The following is a 2,707-nucleotide window of genomic DNA, read 5'->3' as shown; positions in this document are numbered from 1 at the left end:
AGCGTCTGGCTGGTGGCCTCCAGCTCGCCGCGCGTGGTGGAGAGCGTGCTCCTCCGTCTGGCGAGCCGCGTCTGCGTCTCGGAGAGCTGCTGGCTGGTGGCCTCCAGCTCGCCGCGCGTCTCCGCGAGGGTGGCTTCCGTGCTGGAGAGCGTGCCCTGCGTCTCGGTGAGCTGCTGGGTCGTGGCCTCCAGGTTGCCGGTCAGCTCGGAGATGCGCGCGTCGCGGTCGGCGACGTCGGTCTGCAGGCCCTCGATGGTGCCGTCGCGCTGGGCGACGGTGTCCTCGAGCGAGGCCACCCGCGCGGAGAGCTGTTCGCCCTGGCGCTGGGCCGCGTCCAGCTGCTCGGTGAGCGCTTGAATCTGGCCGGTGAGGTCCGCCTCCAGGGCGTCCTTCGCCGCGCGCAGGTCCTCCAACTGGCCGGTGAGGTCCTGCTCCAGCGCGTCCTTGGCCTGCTGGAGCGCCTGGAGCTCGCCGGTCAGCTCGTTCTCGCGGTCCTCCAGGTGCGTCTTGACGGCCTCGACCTCGCCCTCCAGCTCACCGATGCGCTCCCGGTGCTGCTGGATGGTGGCGTTGAGCTCCGCCTCGCTGTTCTCGTTGCGGGCGATGGTCTCCTGCAGCTCGCGGTCGAGCGAGGCGATCTTCCCGTCCCGCTCCTCCACGCGCTGCGTGAGGTCCGCTTCGAGGGCGTCCTTGTCCAGCCGCAGCTGGTCGCGCTCGCCGGTGACGCGGGCGATGTCGGACTCCAGGTCCGCCACCTGCTGCGTGAGGCGCTGCTCCAGGGCGGCGCGCTCGGCGTTGAGGCGTTCAATCTCCGCGTCCGAGCGGCTGGCGTGCTCCTCCGCGGTGGTGGCCCGGGCCTCCAGGCCGCGCACGGTGGCGTCGCGCTCCTGCTCCGTCTGCGTCAGCCGCTCCTGGAGGGCCTGCAGCTCGCCGTCGAGCTCCGCGTAGCGCTGGTCGCGCTCACTGACGGTGCGGGACAGCTCCGACTCGAACTGGTCGCCGCGCTCGCGCAGCTGGAGGATGTCCGCCTCGTTGGCGCGGACGGTGTCCTGGAGCTTCTGCTCCTTGACCTCGAACTCCAGCGTGACGACGCCGAGGTGCTTCTCCAGCTTGTCGAACTCGTTGCGCCAGTTCTCCAGGTCCGCGCCGCGCCGGGACAGCTCCTCGTCGCGGAGGTTGACCTCCTTGCGCAGGACGTTGATGTCCTTCTCCTTGGAGGCGACGACCTCGATGAGGTCCTTCTCCGAGGAGAACTTCTGGAGGAGCAGGTCGTCGACGGTGGCGCCGTGCTCGCGCTCCTTCTGGACGATGGACTGCTGCGCGTCGTTGAAGCGCCGCAGCAGGTCGTCCACCTGCATCTTCAGGCCCTGCAGCTCCACGTCCTTCTCGTGGAGGCGGTCCTCGACGGAGAGCAGCTCGCGCTCGCGGACGCTCCAGATTTCGGACAGGCGCGCGAGCTGGGCTTCGCGCGTCTTCAGCTCGTCCCGGAGGATTTGAATCTTGCCCTCGGGCGTGCCCATCAGCTCGCGGCGCGGGGGCGGGCGCTTGAGCTGGCGCGACTCCGCCAGCAGCTCCGCCTTGCGGTCCGCGATGGACGTGAAGGCCCGGTCCATGAAGGCCTTGTCCTCGTCCGTCATCGCGCTGCGGCGCTCGCGCTTGGGCAGCTTGGGCGGGGCGCCCGTGCGCACGCCGGGCATGGGCGGCGGGGCCTCACGCGGTGCGCCGGAGAGCGCGGCGTCCAGGTCCGCGTCCGTCTCGTCGGAGCCGGGCGGCACGATGCCCGTGCTCATGGAGGCGAGCTCCCCCATCTCGAAGGGGATGACGAGGTAGCCGTCCGCGGCGGCCGGCGTCTCACGGTGTTTGTTCAGACCCTCCACGCCGGAGTCGGAGGAGAGCAGGAGGACCTTCAGGTTCTGGCCCCACTTGCCCTTCTTGATCTGCCCACACAGGGCGAAGCCGGACTGGTCCGGCAGCTCCGCGCGCACGACCACGAGGTCGGGTCGGCGCTTCTCCAGCTCCCGCTGCGCGTCTGACGCAGTGGTGGCCATGGCCGTGTTGTAGCCCGCGCTCTTGAGCACGGAGGCCATGCTGAGTGCGAAGTCGTTCTGGCTTTCGACGATGAGGACGCGACGCTCCATGAAGCCCTTCACCCAGCAAAAAGTGCAGTGAAAACCGCCACATCCTATCGGGCGGGCGCAAGGCTTGGGAAGTTTCCGAGCAGCGCTCGGTCGGCTGCCTCACGAGTTCTTGCCGCGAAGCGCTCCCTGTCCGACAGGGGGGACCGACCCGGGGGACGCGTCCGCGTCCGGATCCCGCCCGGGGAAGTTGGTGGGCGGGGTGTGCCGGGCGAAGCGGGCGCCCTCGGGGGGGCAGTAGCCGTGGGCAAGCTGCGCGAACCACGGGTTGAGGGCGGATCCGGGCGGCGCCGGCGGGGGCCCTTCGTCCACGGCCGCGTCCACGGCCTCCTCCGCGTCCGCGGCCTCCACGTCGAGCGCGTCCGCGTCGTGGACCTCGTCGTTGTCAATCTCCTCCGGCTCGTCCAGCGCCGCGCCGGCGCGGGCCGGCGTGTGCCCGGCGTCGTCGTCCAGGGACTGGGCCTCGTCGGCGGCGATCTCCTCCGGCTCGTCGTCCGGGGAGGCGGCCGAGGACGGCTTCAGCACGGGCGGCGTGGGGCTCAGCCGGGGCGGTCCCTGGCGCGGCACGGGCG

The 2,707-nt window shown here is 71.2% G+C and carries 1 protein-coding gene and 1 pseudogene; both read right to left on the bottom strand.

The window, feature by feature from the left end; translation table 11 throughout:
• A partial coding sequence (locus tag ACLEQD_RS40835; protein ID WP_410391326.1) for a response regulator occupies window positions 1-2,138 on the bottom strand: 2,138 nt, incomplete at its 3' end.
• A gap of 99 nt (window positions 2,139-2,237) precedes the next feature.
• Window positions 2,238-2,707, bottom strand: a pseudogene (locus ACLEQD_RS40830) (glycosyl transferase family 1); the annotation flags it as partial.

This window comes from Corallococcus sp. 4LFB (assembly GCF_046520365.1).
Taxonomy (GTDB): Bacteria; Myxococcota; Myxococcia; order Myxococcales; family Myxococcaceae; genus Corallococcus; species Corallococcus caeni.
This window is presented reverse-complemented; position numbering and strand designations above follow the sequence as displayed.